This is a genomic window from Streptomyces sp. NPDC046862, from assembly GCF_040704615.1.
GTDB lineage: Bacteria > Actinomycetota > Actinomycetes > Streptomycetales > Streptomycetaceae > Streptomyces.
The window spans coordinates 80,828-100,349 of the sequence record NZ_JBEYXP010000047.1 but is presented as its reverse complement, the minus strand read 5'-3'; the positions used below and the strand labels follow the sequence as shown (position 1 = coordinate 100,349).

Here is a 19,522-nt window from a genome sequence, read left to right as displayed (position 1 = left end):
GGTGGGGGGTGGTTGGGGTGGGTTGGCTGGGTGCGGGTGGGTGGGGGCTGGTCGCGCAGTTCCCCGCGCCCCTAAAAGCCGTGCAGTTCCCCGCGCATATTCAGCCTCTCCGGCGTTTGAGGAGCGGGGTCCGGGCGGAGCCCGGGGTTGGGACGGGTAGGGGCGGCGGGGGCGAAACAAACCCCGCCGCACACCCCACCACCGTCACCGCCGCTTGGGATCCACCAACCCCGCCCGCCGCAACGCATCCGCCATCGCACTGTTCGCCGGCGCGGGCGCCTGCCGTGACGCACCACCGCCATCGCCACCCCCACCCGCACCACCACGCCCCTGCCGCTGCTGAGGCGCACGCCCCCCGCGCTGCTGGGGCCGCCCACCGCCGGACGCGGCCCCCTGCCCCGCCTTACCCTGCGGAGCAGCCTCGTCGTCCAGCCGCAGCGTCAGCGAGATCCGCTTACGCGGGATGTCGACGTCCAGCACCTTCACCTTGACGATGTCACCCGGCTTCACGACGTCCCGCGGGTCCTTGACGAACGTCTTCGACATCGCTGAGACGTGCACGAGCCCGTCCTGGTGGACACCGACGTCCACGAACGCCCCGAACGCCGCGACGTTCGTGACGACGCCCTCCAGCACCATCCCGGACGACAGGTCGGAGATCTTCTCGACGCCCTCCTTGAAGGTGGCCGTCTTGAAGGCGGGCCGCGGGTCGCGCCCGGGCTTCTCCAGCTCCTTCAGGATGTCCGTCACCGTCGGCAGACCGAACGTCTCGTCCACGAAGTCACCCGGCTTCAGCGACCGCAGCACCGACGTGTTCCCGATCAGCGACGCGACCTCGCCGCCCGACCGGTTCACCATCCGCCGGACCACCGGGTACGCCTCGGGGTGCACGCTGGACGCGTCGAGCGGGTCACCGCCCCGGATCCGCAGGAAGCCCGCGCACTGCTCGTACGCCTTCGGGCCCAGCCGCGCCACGCCCTTCAGCTCCGAGCGGGACTTGAACGGGCCGTTCGCGTCCCGGTGCGCCACGATGTTCTCGGCGAGTCCGGACGAGATGCCGGAAACCCGGGAAAGCAGGGGAGCGGAGGCGGTGTTCACGTCGACACCCACACCGTTCACACAGTCCTCGACGACCGCGTCCAGCGAGCGCGACAGCTTCACCTCGGACAGGTCGTGCTGGTACTGCCCGACGCCGATCGACTTCGGGTCGATCTTCACGAGCTCGGCGAGCGGGTCCTGGAGGCGGCGCGCGATCGAGACGGCACCGCGCAGCGACACGTCCATGCCGGGCAGTTCCTGCGAGGCGAACGCCGACGCCGAGTACACGGACGCGCCCGCCTCGGACACCATCACCTTCGTGAGCTTCAACTCCGGGTGCTTACCGATCAGTTCACCGGCCAGCTTGTCCGTCTCGCGCGACGCCGTGCCGTTGCCGATCGCGACCAGCTCGACCGCGTGCTCCTTGGCGAGCCGGGCGAGCTTGGCGAGGGCCTCGTCCCACTTGTTGGCCGGGACGTGCGGGTAGATCACGTCGGTGGCCACGACCTTGCCGGTCGCGTCGACCACGGCGACCTTCACGCCCGTACGGAAGCCGGGGTCGAGCCCCAGCGTCGAGCGCGTGCCCGCGGGGGCGGCGAGCAGCAGGTCCCGCAGGTTCGCCGCGAACACGTTGACCGCCTCGTCCTCGGCGGCCGTGCGCAGCCTGAGGCGCAGGTCGATGCCGAGGTGCACGAGGACGCGGGTGCGCCAGGCCCAGCGGACGGTGTCCGTCAGCCACTTGTCGGCGGGGCGTCCGCGGTCGGCGATCTGGAAGCGGTGCGCCACCATGCCCTCGTACGACGACGGGCCGTCCGTGGGCTCCTCGGGCTCCAGAACGAGGTCGAGGACCTCCTCCTTCTCGCCGCGCAGCATGGCCAGGATGCGGTGCGAGGGCAGCTCCGTGAAGGGCTCGGCGAAGTCGAAGTAGTCGGCGAACTTGGCGCCCGCCTCCTCCTTGCCCTCCCGGACCTTGGCTGCCAGCCGCCCGCGGACCCACATGCGCTCGCGCAGTTCACCGATCAGGTCGGCGTCCTCCGAGAACCGCTCGGTGAGAATCGCCCGCGCGCCGTCGAGGGCGGCCTGCGGGTCGGCGACGCCCTTGTCGGCGTCCACGAAAGCCGCCGCCGCTGCGAGCGGCTCTACCATCGGGTCGCCCAGCAGCCCCTCGGCCAGCGGCTCCAGACCCGCCTCGCGCGCGATCTGCGCCTTGGTGCGCCGCTTCGGCTTGAACGGCAGATAAATGTCCTCCAGCCGCGCCTTCGTCTCGGCGCCGCGGATCTGCGCCTCGACCTCGGCCGTCAGCTTGCCCTGCTCGCGCACCGAGTCGAGGATCGCCGTCCGCCGCTCCTCCAGCTCCCGCAGATAGCGCAGCCGCTCCTCGAGCGTGCGCAGCTGCGCGTCGTCGAGCATCTCGGTCGCTTCCTTGCGGTAGCGGGCGATGAAGGGCACGGTGGAACCGCCGTCCAGCAGTTCCACCGCGGCCTTCACCTGCCGCTCCCGTACGCCGAGCTCCTCGGCGATCCTGCCTTCGATGGACCCTACTTCGAGGGACCCGGGTGTCGTCACGATCCCGTACCGCCTTCTCCACTGAGGTTGCGCGGCAATTGTGGCAGGCGACACCGACAAAGGCAGAGCAGGGCGTGATGATGACGCTCAGGCGCGGCGGGCCCGTCCACCGCGCCGCGCGGACCCCGAGACCCCGCCCAGGAGCCGGGCCACGGCGCGGAAGGGCAGCGTCACCACGGTGGCGACAGCGCCGCCGATCTGCCGCAACACGTCTGCGATTGCACGGAACACGTAACTCCCCTTTCGTCTCCGGCCCTTCACGGCCGGAAGACCACCGGGTACCGCGCGTCCGCCCGGTCATGCACACGCCCGCGACGCGAGGTGGGATCTCCGCCGCCTCAGCTCTTGCCGATCATGCCCTTCGGGAACGCGCCCGCCGCGAGGGCCGTCTTCATCAGCGCGCCGGTCAGCTCGGTGAGCCGTTCGACGCCCGCCGCGCCCAGGTGCTCGTACGGCGCCCGGTCGAGCCGGTCCGTCCCGGTCTCGATCTCCTGGCGCAGCGCGACGCCCGCGTCCGTCAGCTCGCCGTCGGCGTCCAGCACGCCCCGCTCCCGCAGCCGGTCCACCGCGGCGTCCAGGTCCTCTCGCGTCCAGCCGCGCGTCTTCAGCAGCCACTTCGGCGCCATGCCCTTGCCCGTCGCGGTGTGGCTCACCAGTGCCTCCACCGGGTCCAGGCCCGCGTCGAGCAGGACCGCCAGGTGGCCGTCGCCCCGGTGCTCGCGCAGCAGCGTCGCCGCGTGCCACAACGCGAGGTGCGGCTCGTCGGGCACCGGCAGATCGGCGTGCGCGGCGTACAAGGGGCGCGCGGTCCTGCCGCACGCCTCGGCCGCGCGCAGCGCCAGTTCCGCGGCCTCGGCCACCTCCTTGGAGGCGAGTACCTCCTCGCCGAGTTGCCGTCGCAGCGTGGAGTCCACGGCGCGGACGCGCGCGGCGAGCACGACCGAGGGGGACGCGCTCTCCCACACCGCGGGCACGTGGCGCGCCACCAGCTCGTGCCGGAAGTTGTAGAACGTGGCCGTCACGACACCCGCGGTCACCGGCCCCATCGGGGCGGCCCGCACCGCGAAGTAGGCGGCGTTCGCGTCCTCGACCCCGACGGCGGCCAGCTCGCGCCCGAGATCCGGTGAGAAGTAGTGCGTCGCGTGAAAGGGGTTGAGGACGTTGTGACAGCGTCGGCCGGCCTGCTCGGGAAGAAGTGTCGTCATAACAGCCGAGAGTACCGACTGGTAGGTATGTAATAAAGGCCGGGGACGCCGCCTGACGCGCGGCCGTTGCAGGAAAGGTCGTGGCAGGAAAAGTGGGGAACCCGTCATTGCGGCCATCGCCCCGCCCGCCAAGAATCGAAGGCATGCGAACCGTCCTGGTCGTCCTCTTCGACGACGTGCAGAGCCTCGACGTCACGGGCCCCGTCGAGGTCTTCAACGGCGCCGAACTCGCCCGCCCCGGGACGTACCGCATCCGCACGGCCTCCCTGGACGGCGCCCCCGTACGCACCAGCAGCGGCCTCACGCTCGTCCCGGACCACGCCCTCGCCGACGCCCCGGCCGCGCACACCCTGCTCGTCCCGGGCGGCCAGGGGACCCGGCGCCCCGCACCGGAGCTCGTCGCCTGGCTGCGCGAGCACGGCCCCCGCGCGGAGCGCCTCGTCTCGGTGTGCACCGGTGCGATCCTGCTCGCCGAGGCGGGCTTCCTGGACGGGCGCCGCGCCACGACCCACTGGGCGTACTGCGACAAGCTCTCCCGGGACCACCCGGAGATCGAGGTCGACCCGGACCCCATCTACGTGCGCGACGGAAACATCGCCACCTCCGCGGGCGTCACCTCGGGCATCGACCTCGCCCTCGCGCTCGTCGAGGAGGACCTCGGCCGGGACACCGCGCTCACCATCGCCCGCCACCTGGTCGTCTTCCTCCGGCGGCCCGGCAACCAGGCCCAGTTCAGCGCCCAGCTCGCCGCGCAGACGGCCCGGCGGGAACCGTTGCGCGAGGTCCAGCAGTGGATCACCGAGCACCCGGGCGACGACCTGAGCGTGGAGTCGCTCGCCGCCCGCGCACGTCTCTCGCCCCGCCACTTCGCCCGCGCGTTCCACGCCGAGACCGGCATGACGCCCGGCCGGTACGTCGACCGTGTGCGCCTCGAACACGCCCGCCGCCTCCTGGAGGACACCGCCGACGGAGTCGAGGAGATCTCCCGCGCCGCTGGCTACGGCACGCCCGAGGCCATGCGGCGCGCCTTCCTCAGGGCGCTCGGCGCGGCCCCGGCGGAGTACCGGCGCCGCTTCCGCCCGGCGCCCGCGCCCACTCACTGAAGCTCACGGAAGCCGACTGAAGCCCACCGAAGCTCACCGAAGCTCACCGAAGCTCACCGAAGCGAAGGTCACTGAAGCTCACGGAAGGAAATCCATGCAGATCGCGATCGTCCTCTACGACCGCTTCACCGCCCTCGACGCCGTCGGCCCCTACGAGACCCTCGGCCGTCTCCCGGACGCGGAGACCGTCTTCGTCGCCGAGGAGACCGGTCCCGTCCGCACCGACACGGGCGCCCTGGCGATCACCGCCGACAGGACCCTGGCCGACGTGCCGAACCCCGACATCGTGGTGGTCCCGGGCGGCCCCGGCCAGACGCAGCAGATGGAGAACGAGACCCTCCTCGCCTGGCTGCGTACCGCCGACCGCACGAGCGCGTGGACGACCTCCGTGTGCACCGGCTCGCTGCTGCTGGCCGCCGCCGGGCTTCTGGAGGGCCGACGCGCGACCTCCCACTGGCTGGCCCTCGACTTCCTCGAGCATTTCGGCGCCGAGCCGACGGGGGAGCGGGTCGTGACCGACGGCAAGTACGTCACCTCGGCCGGCGTCTCCTCCGGGATCGACATGGGTCTGACCCTGATCGGCCGGATCGCGGGCGACGAGCACGCCCAGGCCGTGCAGCTGCTGACGGAGTACGACCCGCAGCCGCCCTACGACGCGGGCTCACCGCAGAAGGCTCCCGCGCACCTGGTGGAGGAGTTCCGGAGCAAGAGCCGCTTCGTGCTGACGTAGGACGCCCGACGCGGCACGGGAGCTCACACGCTCCACGTGAACCGCGGCGCCCTGCGCTCCAGGAACGCGGCGACGCCCTCCGCGGTGTCGCCGCTCCCGCGCGCCTGCTCGGCCCAGTGGCCGTCCCGGCCCGTCCGGCCGTTCGCGAACTCCTTGGCCGCCGCCTGCGTCAGCTGCGAGCGGGAGACCAGCACCCGCGTGAACTCCCCGACTCGCTTGTCGAGTTCACCCTCGGGCAGCACCTCGTCCACCAGCCCCGTCCGCAGCGCCCGCTCGGCGTCGATCAACTCCCCCGAGAACAGCAGGTATTTGGCGGTCCCGGGCCCCACCAGCGACACCAGCCGCCGCGTGGAGGAGGCCGGATACACGATCCCCAGCTTCGCCGGAGTCACCCCGAACAGTGAGCCCTCCTCCGCGAACCGCAGATCGCAGGCCGCCGCGAGCTGGCACCCGCCGCCCACGCAGTACCCGCGGATCGCCGCGAGCGAGGGCTTCGGGAAGGCGGCGAGCGCCTCCTCCGCGAGCCCGGCCAGCCCCTGCGCCTCGTCCGGTGAGCCCCGGAGCGTCGATATGTCGGCACCTGCGCAGAAGGTGTCGCCCTCGCCGGTGAGCACCAGCACCCGTACGGCGGGGTCGGCGGCCAGCTCGTCGAGCAGCGGCGGCAGCGCCCGCCACATCCCGGCCGTCATGGCGTTGCGCTTGGCCGGATGGTGGATGACGACGGTGGCGACCCCGTCCGTGACGCTGTGCGGCAGCTCCATACGCGGATGCTATCCGCCACCCGCGCACGTACGATCAAGAAGGGGCCCGGTGTGAGGAGGCCCCGATGACACGGATGAAGCATGACGAGACCGCCGGGCTGCGCCTCGGCTTCAGCTGGATCGGCGCACTCGGCGTGATCCTGGTGCTCGCGGGACTCGTGGGGCTCTTCTACACCGCGTTCGCCACCCTGACGACCTCGATGCTCCTGTACGGCTGGCTGCTGCTGATCGGCGGCGTGGTCGGGCTGCTCCAGGCGGTCCAGGCCCGCGGCACCACCTTCTTCTGGCTCGGCGTGGTGGTCGCCGCCCTGAACATCGCGGCGGGCGCGGTCCTCATCCGCAGGCCCGAGGCGGGGGCCGAGGCCCTCGCCATGTTCGGCGCGCTGCTGTTCCTGACCGGCGGGGTGTTCCGGGTGATCGGCAGTCTCGTGGTGCGCGGCGCGCAGTTCGGCTGGACCCTCCTCCAGGGCGCCTTCGACCTGCTCCTCGGCATCGTGGTGCTGGCCGCCTGGCCGAGCAGCAAGTACGTCATGGGCACCTTGTTCTCCCTCGCGCTGCTCTTCGACGGACTCGGTCTGATCGCGACCGGGTACGGCGGGCGGCGCATCGTCGGCGTGGTCCAGGACCGGCTGGCCGCCCAGAAGAAACCGGGCGAGCCCGGCGTCAAACGCGTACAACCCGAATAACTCCGAAGGCGGCACGATGAGAACAGGTGTGGTCGCGGCGCCGACCACACCGTTCACAGACGGGCGCGAAGCCGTCGATACACGCTGACTTGTGTTCAGTGCTCCGGTCCGCACTTATGCGTTCCCAACACTCGACGTGTGGTGACAATCGAGCGCAAGGGCGGCGACCGGACGATGGACGACCAGGAGCGAGGGCCCGGCCCCCGCTCTGAGGGCGGCGGGGACGCGTCCCCCGACCGCCGACCGCCGGGACCACTGCCGTACGAAGGGGTCTGGCGGTTCACGGCTCCGGCCGTCGACGCCTCGGTGCCGCGGGCGCGGCGCGCCGTCCGTGACCTGCTCGCCCGCCAGGGCGTGCCCGTCACGGACGATCTGGGGTACGGGCTGCTGCTGATCGTCTCCGAGCTGGTGACCAACGCGGTCAAACACGCGGCGCTCCTGTCGCCGACGATCGCCGTGGAGGTCGCCGTCGGGGCCGACTGGGTGCGCGTCGCGGTGGAGGACAACCACCCCTACCGTCCGACCGCCCTGGAGGCAGACCACGCCAGGACCGGCGGCCGGGGGCTGCTGCTCGTCCGGGAGATCGCCCGGGAGGCGGGCGGCGCGTGCGACGTGGAGCACACGGCGAGCGGCGGCAAGGTGATCTGGGCCGCCATGCCGCTGCACCGCGTGCACTTCGCCTAGACGAATGAGCCCAGGAGCTGGTCCTGCCGCGGTGCGGTGTGCCGCGCGGTAGCCGTTCTGGGCTGCGATGATGGACGGCTCAGCAGGTGAACCTCAGCCGCCGTGAGGTCGCGCCGGGGGCGGCCTCACGCCCCTGGCCGTTCAACGGCCCGTCACGAACAGCTCCCTCATCGCCGCGGCGACGGCGTCGGGCTCTCGCGCGGCAGGAAGTGGCCGGCGCCCGGCACGATCCGTACGGTGAGATCGTCCGCGTGGCCCTTGCCCCCCCCGGCCGGCATGGACGGCCGTATCACGTTGTCCCGTTCACCACCCAGCAGCACGGTCGGGACGGTCAGCCGCCGTCCGCGCCACGTGCCGCGCGGTAACGCCGGGATCTCCCGGACCACGTACTGCCAGAACACGGCGGCGCAGCACGGCCCGGTCGGCCCGCTGTCTGACCCATGGATGCGCCATGTTGCGCCAGGTCACCGCTGAACCGCTCCGGTGCCCGCAGGCACATCCGGAGGCCGACGTGGCGCCCCAGTCGTGTCCGACCAGACCCACGCGGTCCGGCCGGCTGTGCCTCGCCCCTTCGGCGCTCGGGAGCGGTCTGCCGGCGGCGGCCGTGACCGGGGGCCCGCTTCGGCATGCCAGGAGGCGGCACCGAGTCAAAACGTTCCCCGCCAAACGGGTCAGTGGCCGAAGGCGATCAAGGACCGGGCTGTGCGGTGCCCGGCGGTGGGCGGTGGCGGGTGCCGGAACGCGGTGGTTGGACCCGTAGGTCCCGCCCGTCCCGGCTACCAGCCCGCGGAGGTGCCCGTCAGTTCCCTGACCGCCGGCCGGGCCGCGTCCAGCACGGTCATGAACCAGGACGAGAACGGGTCCTTCGCGTGTCGCTCCGCCAGCTCGGCGGGTGTCACGAAGGCCGTCGCCCTGACCTCCTCGGAGTCGGGCCGCGGCGGGGACTGCACCAGTCCCACGAAGAGGTGGTTGAACTCCTGCTCCACCAGGCCCGAGTGCGGATCCGGGTGGTTGTAGCGGACGGTGCCCGCCTCGGCGAGCAGCGACGGGGAGACCCCGAGCTCCTCGTACGTCCGCCGGGCCGCCGCCGCGAAGGGCGCCTCGCCCGGGTACGGGTGGCCGCAGCAGGTGTTCGACCAGACGCCGGGGGAGTGGTACTTGCCGAGGGCGCGCTGCTGGAGCAGCAGCCGGCCGCGCTCGTCGAAGAGGAACACGGAGAAGGCCCGGTGAAGCTGCCCGGGCGGCTGGTGGGCGGCGAGCTTCTCCGCCGTGCCGATGGTGGTGCCGTCCTCGTCGACCAGTTCCAGCAGGATCGCTTCCGTGGTGCTGTTCGGTGAACTGTGCATCGCGGTGGCAGGTGTGATCGGCATGCCCGTCCTTCGCCTCGTTCGTCGAGTCTCAAGTCTGCCGTACGAAAGCGGCACTCCCGGCACTTCACGCCACCCCGCATGTCCCGCCCCGGCACCCCGGAGCGGGACACGCGTGCTCGCGTGGATCAGACGCGGATCAGACGCCGAAAGCGGCGGGATACCTGATCGTGCCCGGTGCCACGGACGCGGAACCGCTCAGGACGAGCGCCATCATGGCCTCGTCCGGCACGTCGAATCCGGGCCTGATGCCGTACTCCGAAGCGGGCAGGAAACCGAAGCGCGGGTAGTACTCGGGGTGCCCGAGTACGAGCACGAGCCGCTCTTCGCGCCCCCGTGCCGCCTCCAGCACCGCGCGTACGACCGCCGCTCCCGCTCCCCGCCGCTGCCACTCGGGCCGTACGGCGACGGGCGCCAGCGCGAGCGCGGGCACCTCGTCGACGTGGCAGCGGGTGATCAGCGCGTACGCCGCGACGGAACCGCCCGGCCCTTCGGCGACGTACGAGAGGTCCGGCAGCCAGGCCCCGGCGTCGGCGCGCAGCGCCTCCACCAGGTCGGCCTCCTCCGCCCTGCCGAAGGCGGCGGCGGTCAGCTCGTACACCTCGGCGCGGTCGGCGGGGGTCTCCGGGCGCGTACGCCACGAGATGCCGGGCTCAGAGGTCTGTTCAGAGTTGTCGATGGTGTCGGTCAACGTGAAAACCCTTGGGTGAATGGGCCGGGCCGACGCCTCGACGAGACGAGATGACGAGAGCGGGTCAGCCGCTGGCCCGGGAGGTGGGGACACACGAGTCGCTGCGCAGGGCAGCGCCGAACGCGACAGTCATCAACCCACCTCCTCGAATCACCGGTCACGCTAGCACTCAGTGGCAGAGCTTCGCCTCGTGTTCCGCGTGCCCGCTCGGTTCGAGCTGGAAGGTGCAGTGCTCGACGTCGAAGTGGTCCCCGAGGCAGCCCTGGAGCTCGTGCAGCATCTTCTCGTGGCCGATGGCGCCGAGCGCCTCGGGGGTGACGACCACGTGCGCGGAGAGGACCGGCATACCGGAGGTGATGGTCCACGCGTGCAGGTCGTGGACGTCCTCGACGCCGGGCAGCGCGAGGATGTGCGCCCGCACCTCCGCGATGTCGACGTCCTTCGGCGCCGACTCCAGCAGGACGTCGAGCGTCTCGCGCAGCAGCTTCACCGTACGGGGGACGATCATCAGGCCGATGACCAGTGAGGCGATCGGGTCGGCGGCCTGCCAGCCCGTCGTCAGGATGATGAGTCCGGCGACCAGCACCGCCACGGAACCCAGCGCGTCCGCCACCACCTCCAGGAAGGCGCCGCGTACGTTCAGGCTCTCCTTCTGTCCCTGCATCAGCAGCGTGAGCGAGATCATGTTCGCCACCAGGCCGACCAGCGCGAACGCGATGGCGAGCCCGCCCTTGGTGTCGGCCGGTGTGATGAAGCGCTCGACGGCCTCGTACAGGAGGAAGCCGCCGACGCCGAGCAGCAGCACGCAGTTGGCGAGCGCGGCGAGGATCTCGGCGCGTGCGTACCCGAACGTACGTTTGTCGCTCGCCGGACGGCCCGCGAAGTGGATCGCCAGCAGAGCCATCGCCAACCCCACGGCGTCCGTGGCCATGTGGGCCGCGTCCGCGATCAGCGCCAGCGAATCGGCGAGGATCCCGCCGACGATCTGCAGCACCATGACGGTGAGCGTGATCGACAGCGCGACCCGTAGCTTCCCGCGGTACGCCGCCGTAGCGGTCCCGCCGGCCGGCGCTCCGTGCGCGTGCCCGTGATCGTGCCCAGCCCCCATGACTCCGCCCTTTCGGCCTCTTCAGGTCTGCTCGGGATCACCAGTGAACTACGGGTGGGGGGTATATGGCAACGCGGCACTGAACACCGTTGTCATGTGCCTTGACCTGCGGAAACGAATCGCAGGTCAAGGCCTTGGAGAGATCATCCGCCATGGTGCAGCCGCCACCCGGCCCAGGCCGACTCGACCATCTCGCGCACCCCGCGCCGGGCCGTCCAGCCCAGCTCCCGGGCGGCCAGTTCGGCCGAGGCGACCGCGCGCGGGGCGTCCCCCGGACGGCGCGGCTCGACGAGCGGGGGACGCCGGTCACCGCTCACCTCTCCGATGAGGGTGATGAGTTCGCGGACCGACACACCCTCGCCACGGCCGATGTTCACCGTGAGATCGCCCGTGGCGCCCTCGGTCAGCCGCCGGGCCGCCGCGACGTGCGCCTCGGCGAGGTCGGCGACGTGGATGTAGTCACGGACGCAGGTGCCGTCCGGCGTCGGGTAGTCGTCGCCGAAGACGCGCGGAACCTCGTCGCGGGTGAGCCGGTCGAAGACCATCGGGATTATGTTGAACGCGCCGGTGTCGGCCAGTTCCGGCGCCGCCGTGCCCGCCACGTTGAAGTAGCGCAGACACACCGTCGCGATGCCGTGGGCCCGGCCCGCCGCCCGCACCAGCCACTCTCCGGTGAGCTTCGTCTCGCCGTACGGGTTCACCGGCGCGCACGGGGTGTCCTCGGTGATGAGCTCCACATCCGGGTTGCCGTACACCGCCGCGGACGAGGAGAACAGGAACCGCCTGACGCCCGCCTCGGCCACCGCTTCCAGAAGCGTCGCGAGACCGCCCACGTTCTCCTGGTAGTAGCGCGTCGGCTGCGCCACGGACTCGGCCACCTGCTTGCGGGCCGCGAGATGCACCACACCCGTCACGGAGTGCTCGGCCAGCACCCCCTTCAGCAGGTCGCCGTCCAGCGCCGAACCCCGCACCAGCGGGATCTCCGCCGGGAGCCGGGCCGGCACCCCGGCCGACAGATCGTCGAGCGCCACCACGCGCTCCCCGGCACCGGCCATGGCCCGTGCCACATGTGCCCCGATGTACCCGGCTCCGCCTGTGATCAGCCACGTCATGGCTCCCCACCCTAAGCCGCGACCGGCACCCCGAGCGGAATGCCACACAATGCCCTGATCTGCGAAGGCATGTGCGACGGCGGGTTTGTCGTGCGGCCCCGGAATCCCCGATGATGATCGCAGGCAGCAGGCGCAGCAGACCGGGTTGAGCAGGCCGTGAACGGCCGGTGAACGCTCCATTCCCATCATCCGATAGCCTCTGCCGACACGCCGCCCGGCCATCGTGGGCCAGGGGTGCCCCCACACGCACACGCCCGGCGCCACCGCGTCGGCACCCAGGGAGTGAGTTCGTCTGTCGACCGCCATCCTCACCGGTCAGCCGGTGCCCGGATCGTCGCTGGAGGGCGATCTGCGGTCGCTCGGCTTCGACGTGTGGGTCGCCTCCGACGCCGGTGACGCCGAGACGCTCCTCGCCCAGGTGCCCGCCGGACACCGGGTCGCCCTCGTCGACGCCCGCTTCGTGGGCCACGTCCACGCGCTGCGCCTCGGCCTCACCGACCCTCGCTTCCCGGCCGCCTCGCTGCCCGGCGCCGTGACCGTCCAGCCCGCCGCCCGGCAGGCCCTGACCCGCGCGGTGGCCCACGAGAGCTCCGCGACCACGGGCGGTATCGCCCTCGCCGTGGACAACCTCGCCGACCGTCTCGCCGACGCCCTCGACGCGGACGGCGTCGCCGTGCACCGCCCCGAACTCGGCACCCTCGTCGCCGAGGTCCCCGCCGACCCCCAGGCCCGCAACGAGGCCCGCCAGGCCGTGGCCGCCGTCGACGACGAGGCCGTCCGGCTGCGTACGGCCGTGAAGTCCCGCGACGGCTTCTTCACCACGTACTGCGTCAGTCCCTATTCCCGCTACATCGCCCGCTGGTGCGCCCGTCGCGGCCTGACCCCGAACCAGGTCACCACCGCGTCCCTGCTCACCGCCCTGATCGCGGCGGGCTGCGCGGCCACCGGCACCCGCGGCGGCTTCGTCGCGGCCGGCGCGCTGCTCATCTTCTCCTTCGTCCTCGACTGCACCGACGGACAACTCGCGCGCTACTCGCTGCAGTACTCGACGCTCGGTGCCTGGCTCGACGCCACCTTCGACCGCGCCAAGGAGTACGCCTACTACGCCGGTCTCGCCCTCGGCGCCGCCCGCGGCGGTGACGACGTGTGGGCGCTCGCCCTCGGCGCGATGGTCCTGCAGACCTGCCGTCACGTCGTCGACTTCTCCTTCAACGAGGCGAACGTCGACAGTGCGGCCGCGACCGCCAACACCAGCCCCACCGCGGCCCTTTCGACCAAGCTCGACGGCGTCGGCTGGACGGTGTGGGTACGCCGGATGATCGTGCTCCCGATCGGCGAACGCTGGGCGATGATCGCCGTGCTGACGGCGGCCACCACTCCTCGTATCACCTTCTACGCGCTGCTCATCGGGTGCGCGTTCGCCGCGACGTACACCACGGCGGGCCGTGTGCTGCGGTCGCTGACGCGCAAGGCCCAGAGGACGGACCGCGCGACCCAGGCACTGGCGGACCTCGCGGACTCAGGGCCGCTCGCCGAAGCGGTGGCGCGCGCTCTGCGTCGCGCAGGCGTCAAGGGGGAGAAAATCAGCCCCGGGCTGTCGGGTGCGGCGGGTGCTGCCGTCCTCCTGGGGTTCTGGACCTGGGCGGAGCCCTACGGGAGTTGGCTGCCCGTCGTCTTCGCGGTGATCTACGTCCTCAACGCGGGCGCCGCCGTCGCGCGTCCCCTCAAGGGCGCCCTGGACTGGCTCGTTCCGCCCTTCTTCCGTGCCGCCGAGTACTGCACGGTTCTGCTACTGGCAGCCAAAGCCGATGTGAACGGGGCGCTTCCAGCAGCATTCGGGCTGGTGGCGGCCGTCGCCTACCATCACTACGACACGGTGTACCGCATCCGCGGCAACGCCGGCGCGCCGCCGCACTGGCTGGTGCGGGCGATCGGCGGGCACGAAGGCAGGACGCTGCTGGTCACCGTCCTGGCCGCGCTGCTCGCGCCCACAGAGTTCAAGGTCGCGCTCACGGTGCTCGCCGTGGCCGTGGCGCTGGTGGTGCTCGTCGAGAGCATCCGCTTCTGGGTGACTGCCCATAAAACCGGCGCACCCGCCGTACACGATGAAGGAGAACCCGCATGATCGGCCTCGTGCTGGCGGCCGGCGCCGGACGGCGTCTTCGCCCCTACACCGACACCCTGCCCAAGGCACTGGTGCCGGTCGGCCCCGAAGGCGACGAGGACAGCATCACTGTGCTCGACCTCACCCTCGGCAACTTCGCCGAGATCGGCCTGACCGAGGTCGCGATCATCGTCGGCTACCGCAAGGAGGCCGTGTACGAGCGGCGCGAGGCCCTGGAGCAGAAGTACGGCCTCAAGATCACCCTCATCGACAACGACAAGGCCGAGGAGTGGAACAACGCCTACTCCCTGTGGTGCGGCCGTGACGCCATCAAGCACTCGGTGATCCTCGCCAACGGCGACACCGTGCACCCGGTCTCCGTCGAGAAGACCCTGCTCGCCGCCCGCGGCGACGGCAAGAAGATCATCCTGGCCCTCGACACGGTGAAGTCCCTGGCCGACGAGGAGATGAAGGTCGTCGTCGGCCCCGAGGGCGGCATGACGAAGATCACCAAGCTGATGGACCCGGCCGAGGCGACCGGCGAGTACATCGGCGTCACCCTCATCGAGGGCGAGGCCGCCGACGAGCTGGCCGACGCGCTGAAGACGGTCTTCGAGACCGACCCGCAGCAGTTCTACGAGCACGGCTACCAGGAGCTCGTGAACCGCGGCTTCCGCATCGACGTAGCGCCCATCGGCGACGTCAAGTGGGTCGAGATCGACAACCACGACGACCTCGCCAAGGGACGCGTGATCGCGTGCCAGTACTGACGAGGCTCATCCCCTCGCCGATCGTCGTCGACATCCGCGCGGGCGCGCTCGACGACCTGGCGACGGTCCTCGCGGACCAGCGGATCTCGTCGTCCGGCCGGCTGGCCGTCGCGATCAGCGGCGGCTCCGGCGCCAAGCTGCGCGAGCGGGTCCTCCCGGCGCTGCCCAAGGCCGACTGGTTCGAGGTCGGCGGCGGCACCCTGGACGACGCGATCAAGCTGGCCGACGCCATGAAGCGCGGGCACTACGACGCGGTCGTGGGCCTCGGCGGGGGCAAGATCATCGACTGCGCCAAGTTCGCCGCCGCCCGGGTCGGGCTGCCCCTGGTCGCCGTCGCGACGAACCTGTCGCACGACGGCCTGTGCTCACCCGTGGCGACCCTCGACAACGACGCGGGCCGCGGCTCCTACGGTGTGCCGAACCCGATCGCGGTCGTCATCGACCTCGACGTCATCCGCGAGGCCCCCGTCCGTTTCGTGCGCTCCGGCATCGGCGACGCCCTGTCCAACATCTCCGCGGTCGCGGACTGGGAGCTCGCCGCCCGCGAGAAGGGCGAGGCCATCGACGGTCTCGCGGCCGCCATGGCCCGCCAGGCCGGTGAGGCCGTGCTGCGCCACCCCGGCGGCGTCGGCGACGACGGCTTCCTCCAGGTGCTCGCCGAGGGCCTGGTCCTCACCGGTATCTCGATGTCGGTCGCGGGCGACTCGCGCCCCGCCTCGGGTGCCTGCCACGAGATCAACCACGCCTTCGACCTGCTCTTCCCCAAGCGCGCCGCCAGCCACGGCGAGCAGTGCGGCCTGGGTGCGGCCTTCGCGATGTACCTGCGCGGGGCGAAGGAGGAGTCGGCGTTCATGGCCGAGGTGCTCCACCGCCACGGCCTGCCGGTCCTGCCGGACGAGATCGGCTTCACGGCGGACGAGTTCGTCCAGGTCGTGGAGTTCGCGCCGCAGACCCGGCCCGGCCGCTACACGATCCTCGAACACCTCGACCTGTCCACCGACCAGATCAGGGACGCGTACGCCGACTATGCCAAAGCCATCGGTAGCTGAACTCCGCCCGGTTGTTCACCCTCCGGGTGTGAAGGACCGGCGGAGCGGCGAGCACTGGGCCGGCCGGCTCTACATGCGCGAGGTCTCGCTGCGCATCGACCGGCACCTGGTGGACACGCGGGTCACGCCCAATCAGCTGACGTACCTGATGACCTTCTTCGGCGTCCTCGCCGCCCCGGCCCTGCTGGTGCCGGGCATACCGGGCGCCGTCCTCGGTGTGCTGATGGTCCAGCTGTACCTGCTGTTCGACTGCGTCGACGGCGAGATCGCCCGCTGGCGCAAGCAGTACTCGATGGTCGGCGTCTACGTGGACCGGGTCGGCGCCTACCTGTGCGACGCCGCCGTGCTGGTCGGCTTCGGGCTGCGCGCCGCCGACCTGTGGGGCTCCGGCAGGATCGACTGGCTGTGGGCCTTCCTCGGCACCCTCGCCGCCCTCGGCGCCATCCTGATCAAGGCCGAGACGGACCTCGTCGGAGTCGCCCGTCACCAGCAGGGGATGCCGCCGGTCCAGGAGTCGGCCTCCGCGCCGCGCTCCTCCGGCATGGCGCTGGCCCGCAAGGCCGCCGCCGCGCTGAAGTTCCACCGGCTCGTCCTCGGTGTCGAGGCGTCGCTGCTGATCCTGGTCCTCGCGGTCCTGGACCAGGCCAGGGGCGACCTGTTCTTCTCGCGGCTCGGCGTCGCCGTACTGGCCGGCATCGCGCTGCTGCAGACGCTGCTGCACCTGGTGTCCATCCTCGCCTCCAGCAGGCTGAAGTGAGCAGCGGCATGAAGGTCGGCGCGGTCATCATCACCATGGGCAACCGCCCCGACGAGCTGCGCGCCCTCCTCGACTCGGTCGCCAAGCAGGACGGCGACCGGGTCGAGGCGGTCGTCGTCGGCAACGGCTCCCCGGTGCCGGAGGTCCCCGACGGCGTACGCACCGTCGAACTGCCCGAGAACCTCGGCATCCCCGGCGGCCGCAACGTCGGCATCGAGGCCTTCGGTCCCGGTGGTACCGACGTCGACATCCTGCTGTTCCTCGACGACGACGGCCTGCTCGCGCACCACGACACCGCCGAGCTGTGCCGCACGGCCTTCGCGGACGACCCCGAGCTCGGGATCATCAGCTTCCGCATAGCCGACCCGGACACCGGCGTCACCCAGCGGCGCCACGTGCCCCGCCTGCGGGCCGCCGACCCGATGCGTTCCTCCCGGGTGACCACGTTCCTCGGCGGCGCCAACGCCGTCCGGACGAAGGTTCTCGCCGAAGTCGGCGGGCTTCCGGACGAATTCTTCTACGCACACGAGGAAACCGACCTGGCATGGCGGGCCCTCGACGCGGGCTGGATGATCGACTACCGGTCCGACATGGTGCTGTACCACCCCACGACCGCGCCCTCCCGGCACGCGGTCTACCACCGGATGGTCGCGCGCAACCGGGTCTGGCTCGCGCGCCGCAACCTCCCCGCGCTCCTGGTGCCGGTCTACCTGGGCGTCTGGGTTCTGCTGACGCTGGTCCGCAGGCCCTCGCGGCCCGCGCTCAGGGCCTGGCTGGGCGGCTTCAAGGAGGGCTGGACGACCGCGTGCGGCCCCCGCCGCCCCATGAAGTGGCGTACGGTGTGGCGTCTGACCCGACTGGGCCGACCGCCCGTCATCTGACAACCTCGATATCTGAGAGCATTCGGCGGTACCCGGGAGCCGGGTTTCTGCCTGGGCCCGACCAGCCTGCGCACTTTTGAGGACGAAAGTTTCCACTTGTGAGTGAGACAACGCATGACGGCGGGGTCGCCGTGAGCGACCGACCGTCGCCCGACGAGGGACTCTCCGCCGCCGAGCTGGCCGCCAAGTACGGACTCGCGGTCAGCGGAGCCCGGCCCGGACTCGGTGAGTACGTCGCCCAGCTCTGGGGGCGCCGCCACTTCATCATCGCCTTCTCCCAGGCGAAGCTCACCGCCCAGTACAGCCAGGCCAAGCTCGGTCAGCTGTGGCAGGTGGCGACCCCGCTGCTCAACGCGCTGGTGTACTTCCTGATCTTCGGTCTGATCCTGGGCGCCGACAAGGGCATGGGCCAAGAGGTCTACATCCCGTTCCTGGTCACGGGTGTCTTCGTCTTCACCTTCACACAGAGCTCGGTGATGGCAGGCGTACGGGCGATCTCCGGCAACCTCGGCCTGGTGCGCGCCCTGCACTTCCCGCGCGCCGCACTGCCGGTCTCGTTCTCGCTGCAGCAGCTCCAGCAGCTGCTCTTCTCGATGATCGTGCTCTTCCTCGTGGCGGTCGGCTTCGGCAGCTACCCCCGTCTGTCCTGGCTGCTGATCCTCCCGGCGCTCGCCCTGCAGTTCCTCTTCAACACCGGCCTTGCGATGATCATGGCCCGGATGGGGTCGAAGACGCCGGATCTCGCGCAGCTGATGCCGTTCGTCATGCGGACCTGGATGTACGCGTCGGGTGTGATGTTCTCCATCCCGATCATGCTCAAGGGCAAGCCCGAGTGGATCTCCGACGTCCTCCAGTGGAACCCCGCCGCGATCTACATGGACCTCATGCGCTTCGCGCTGATCGACGGGTACAGCAGGGACAATCTGCCCCCGCACGTGTGGGCGGTGGCGGGTGGCTGGGCGGTACTCGTCGCGCTCGGCGGTTTCGTGTATTTCTGGAAGGCGGAGGAGCGGTACGGCCGTGGCTGAGGCACCCATTCCCACCGTCATCGCGGACGAGCTGCACATCGTCTACCGCGTCAACGGCGCCAAGACCGGAAAGGGCAGCGCCACCGCAGCCCTCAGCCGCATCCTCAAGCGCGGCGGCGAGGAGCGCGGTGTGCGCAAGGTGCACGCCGTCAGAGGCGTCTCCTTCACCGCCTACCGCGGCGAGGCCATCGGCCTGATCGGTTCCAACGGCTCCGGCAAGTCCACCCTGCTGCGCGCCATCGCCGGTCTGCTGCCCGCCGAGAAGGGCAAGGTCTACACCGACGGCCAGCCCTCGCTCCTCGGTGTCAACGCGGCCCTGATGAACGACCTGACGGGCGAACGGAACGTCATATTGGGCGGCCTCGCGATGGGCATGTCCCGCGAGCAGATCAGGGAGCGCTACGAGGAGATCGTCGACTTCTCCGGCATCAACGAGAAGGGCGACTTCATCACCCTGCCGATGCGCACGTACTCCTCCGGCATGGCGGCGCGTCTGCGCTTCTCCATCGCGGCGGCCAAGGACCACGACGTCCTCATGATCGACGAGGCCCTCGCCACCGGTGACCGCAAGTTCCAGAAGCGGTCCGAGGCCCGCATCCGCGAGCTGCGCAAGGAGGCCGGCACGGTGTTCCTGGTGAGCCACAACAACAAGTCGATCCGCGACACCTGCGACCGCGTCCTGTGGCTGGAGCGCGGCGAGCTGCGGATGGACGGGGCCACCGAGGAGGTCCTGAAGGAGTACGAGAAGTTCACCGGCAAGTAGCCGGTACGTTTCGCCACCAGCACACACCGGACCCCGTCGGAACGCCTCCGGCGGGGTCCGGCGCGCGGAGCACGTCAACCCCCTCCGCGACGGGCGGTCCCATACGGCAAAGAAGATCC

General features: G+C 71.0%; 20 protein-coding genes. 11 read left to right on the top strand and 9 right to left on the bottom strand.

What is annotated here, in order from left to right; genetic code table 11:
* Positions 1-204 precede the first annotated feature (204 nt).
* The 3 genes from AB0959_RS39095 to AB0959_RS39085 form a co-directional block, all read right to left on the bottom strand.
* The gene (locus tag AB0959_RS39095) at positions 205-2,604 is read right to left on the bottom strand and encodes a Tex family protein (RefSeq protein ID WP_366831528.1); all 2,400 of its coding nucleotides are present in this window, start codon (positions 2,602-2,604) and stop codon (positions 205-207) included.
* 87 nt (positions 2,605-2,691) lie between these two features.
* Complete coding sequence (locus tag AB0959_RS39090; RefSeq protein ID WP_366831527.1) at positions 2,692-2,835, bottom strand: LPFR motif small protein; 144 nt, start codon at positions 2,833-2,835, stop codon at positions 2,692-2,694.
* Between the two features lie 107 nt (positions 2,836-2,942).
* Positions 2,943-3,809, bottom strand: coding sequence for a hypothetical protein (locus tag AB0959_RS39085; protein ID WP_366831526.1), 867 nt, complete (start codon positions 3,807-3,809; stop codon positions 2,943-2,945).
* Between the two features lie 143 nt (positions 3,810-3,952).
* On the opposite strand from AB0959_RS39085, the gene AB0959_RS39080 reads away from it, so the two are divergent.
* Together AB0959_RS39080 and AB0959_RS39075 are read left to right on the top strand one after the other, a co-directional pair.
* A complete protein-coding gene (locus tag AB0959_RS39080) occupies positions 3,953-4,912 on the top strand; it encodes a GlxA family transcriptional regulator (RefSeq protein ID WP_366831525.1) in 960 nt (319 codons plus the stop codon).
* Between the two features lie 94 nt (positions 4,913-5,006).
* Positions 5,007-5,642, top strand: a complete 636-nt coding sequence (locus tag AB0959_RS39075; protein ID WP_366831524.1) for a DJ-1/PfpI family protein — start codon at positions 5,007-5,009, stop codon at positions 5,640-5,642.
* Between the two features lie 23 nt (positions 5,643-5,665).
* On the opposite strand, the gene AB0959_RS39070 is transcribed toward AB0959_RS39075, so the two are convergent.
* Positions 5,666-6,403 carry an enoyl-CoA hydratase/isomerase family protein gene (locus tag AB0959_RS39070; RefSeq protein ID WP_366831523.1) on the bottom strand — a complete coding sequence of 246 codons (738 nt, stop codon included), beginning with the start codon at positions 6,401-6,403 and terminating at the stop codon, positions 5,666-5,668.
* A 74-nt stretch (positions 6,404-6,477) separates the two neighbouring features.
* On the opposite strand from AB0959_RS39070, the gene AB0959_RS39065 reads away from it, so the two are divergent.
* Positions 6,478-7,089: a DUF308 domain-containing protein gene (locus tag AB0959_RS39065; RefSeq protein WP_366831538.1), complete on the top strand. Its 612-nt coding sequence runs from the start codon at positions 6,478-6,480 to the stop codon at positions 7,087-7,089.
* Positions 7,090-7,263: 174 nt separating this feature from the next.
* Complete coding sequence (locus AB0959_RS39060) at positions 7,264-7,773, top strand: ATP-binding protein (protein WP_366831537.1); 510 nt, start codon at positions 7,264-7,266, stop codon at positions 7,771-7,773.
* 167 nt (positions 7,774-7,940) lie between these two features.
* Here the strand turns inward: AB0959_RS39060 and AB0959_RS39055 are convergent, their stop codons facing one another.
* From AB0959_RS39055 to galE, 5 genes are all read right to left on the bottom strand, one after another.
* Positions 7,941-8,174 carry an alpha/beta hydrolase gene (locus tag AB0959_RS39055; protein WP_366831522.1) on the bottom strand — a complete coding sequence of 78 codons (234 nt, stop codon included), beginning with the start codon at positions 8,172-8,174 and terminating at the stop codon, positions 7,941-7,943.
* A 375-nt stretch (positions 8,175-8,549) separates the two neighbouring features.
* Complete coding sequence (gene idi, locus AB0959_RS39050; protein WP_366831521.1) at positions 8,550-9,143, bottom strand: isopentenyl-diphosphate Delta-isomerase; 594 nt, start codon at positions 9,141-9,143, stop codon at positions 8,550-8,552.
* Between the two features lie 136 nt (positions 9,144-9,279).
* Positions 9,280-9,831 carry an N-acetyltransferase gene (locus AB0959_RS39045; protein ID WP_366831520.1) on the bottom strand — a complete coding sequence of 184 codons (552 nt, stop codon included), beginning with the start codon at positions 9,829-9,831 and terminating at the stop codon, positions 9,280-9,282.
* A 169-nt stretch (positions 9,832-10,000) separates the two neighbouring features.
* Positions 10,001-10,939: a cation diffusion facilitator family transporter gene (locus AB0959_RS39040; RefSeq protein WP_366831519.1), complete on the bottom strand. Its 939-nt coding sequence runs from the start codon at positions 10,937-10,939 to the stop codon at positions 10,001-10,003.
* Between the two features lie 143 nt (positions 10,940-11,082).
* The gene (galE, locus tag AB0959_RS39035) at positions 11,083-12,051 is read right to left on the bottom strand and encodes a UDP-glucose 4-epimerase GalE (protein ID WP_366831518.1); all 969 of its coding nucleotides are present in this window, start codon (positions 12,049-12,051) and stop codon (positions 11,083-11,085) included.
* A gap of 292 nt (positions 12,052-12,343) precedes the next feature.
* Between galE and AB0959_RS39030 the strand changes: the two genes are divergently transcribed.
* The 7 genes from AB0959_RS39030 to AB0959_RS39000 all read left to right on the top strand — a co-directional run bounded on the left by AB0959_RS39030 (position 12,344) and on the right by AB0959_RS39000 (position 19,403).
* Positions 12,344-14,176 (top strand): DUF5941 domain-containing protein, encoded by a 1,833-nt coding sequence (locus AB0959_RS39030; protein ID WP_366831536.1) that lies wholly within the window; start codon positions 12,344-12,346, stop codon positions 14,174-14,176.
* Positions 14,173-14,925, top strand: a complete 753-nt coding sequence (locus AB0959_RS39025) for a phosphocholine cytidylyltransferase family protein (RefSeq protein ID WP_366831517.1) — start codon at positions 14,173-14,175, stop codon at positions 14,923-14,925. Before AB0959_RS39030 ends, AB0959_RS39025 begins: the two co-directional genes overlap by 4 nt.
* Complete coding sequence (locus AB0959_RS39020; RefSeq protein WP_366831516.1) at positions 14,913-15,974, top strand: iron-containing alcohol dehydrogenase family protein; 1,062 nt, start codon at positions 14,913-14,915, stop codon at positions 15,972-15,974. Before AB0959_RS39025 ends, AB0959_RS39020 begins: the two co-directional genes overlap by 13 nt.
* Positions 15,952-16,731, top strand: coding sequence for a CDP-alcohol phosphatidyltransferase family protein (locus tag AB0959_RS39015; protein ID WP_366831515.1), 780 nt, complete (start codon positions 15,952-15,954; stop codon positions 16,729-16,731). The genes AB0959_RS39020 and AB0959_RS39015 overlap by 23 nt, the downstream gene beginning before the upstream one ends.
* Positions 16,728-17,612: a glycosyltransferase gene (locus tag AB0959_RS39010; protein WP_366831514.1), complete on the top strand. Its 885-nt coding sequence runs from the start codon at positions 16,728-16,730 to the stop codon at positions 17,610-17,612. The genes AB0959_RS39015 and AB0959_RS39010 overlap by 4 nt, the downstream gene beginning before the upstream one ends.
* 98 nt (positions 17,613-17,710) lie before the next feature.
* On the top strand, positions 17,711-18,640 hold the full coding sequence (locus AB0959_RS39005; RefSeq protein ID WP_366831513.1) for an ABC transporter permease: 930 nt from the start codon (positions 17,711-17,713) through the stop codon (positions 18,638-18,640).
* Complete coding sequence (locus tag AB0959_RS39000; protein WP_366831512.1) at positions 18,633-19,403, top strand: ABC transporter ATP-binding protein; 771 nt, start codon at positions 18,633-18,635, stop codon at positions 19,401-19,403. Before AB0959_RS39005 ends, AB0959_RS39000 begins: the two co-directional genes overlap by 8 nt.
* Positions 19,404-19,522 lie beyond the last annotated feature (119 nt).